The organism is Halobacillus sp. B23F22_5, from assembly GCF_043497085.1.
In the GTDB taxonomy this organism is placed as follows: domain Bacteria; phylum Bacillota; class Bacilli; order Bacillales; family Halobacillaceae; genus Thalassobacillus.
Window position 1 is genome coordinate 1 of the sequence record NZ_JBIEKI010000041.1, and the last position, 704, is coordinate 704.

The 704-nt window shown below is 42.8% G+C and carries 1 protein-coding gene; it reads right to left on the reverse strand.

Annotated features, from left to right (window positions below; all coding sequences use genetic code 11):
• Window positions 1-704, reverse strand: a 704-nt coding sequence (locus ACGTN9_RS21015; protein WP_499596481.1) for a transposase, incomplete at both ends; no start/stop codon positions are given.

The window sequence follows — 704 nt, forward strand, 5'->3', positions numbered from 1 at the left end:
GCTCTTTCCGCATCGTGTTGTAGGGAATGAGTGTATCAAATCCTTCCTTCTTTGCGTATTTGTAATTGGTTTCTCCGCCATAACCTCCATCACCGACAATTGTGTTGGGGAACGGAAGATCTGCAGCCTGCAGCTTTTGAATATGCGGTTCAAAACAACGAGTGTCCGTAGGACGCTGGTGGATCGAGTAGCCGATAATGAATTGGTTTTCTGTTCCTGCCTGCACATTATAACCAGGTTTTAACTGCCCATTCTTCATGTGATCTTCTTTCATTCGCATAAAAGTGGCATCGGTATCTGTCTTGGAAAAACTATTGCGATCACCGAAGGTGGCTAGCTGGGTTTCATACTTTTTCAAACGAGGAAGGTAGTCCTGGCTCAACGTTTTATAGATACGTCGTTTGGCACGAAATACTTCCTTTTTTTCTTTCTTCTTTACCTTATCAGCTTCCTCTTCGACCGCCTTTTCCGCCTGTTCCACCTGAGCTTCTACCTGCTCGACAACTTTTTCTAATCGCTCGGAAGTTACTCGGTTGGCAGGAGATTCCTCATTAGTAAGTATGTTTTCGTCTAACTCAATAGCTTCTTCAATATCCGCGAAAGTTTGATCCAACTTTTCCTGTAAGTTTTTTTCGTAACGTTGGACGGATTTTTTCCACACAAACGTATACTTATTGGCATTTGCCTCTATTTTTGTTCCATCA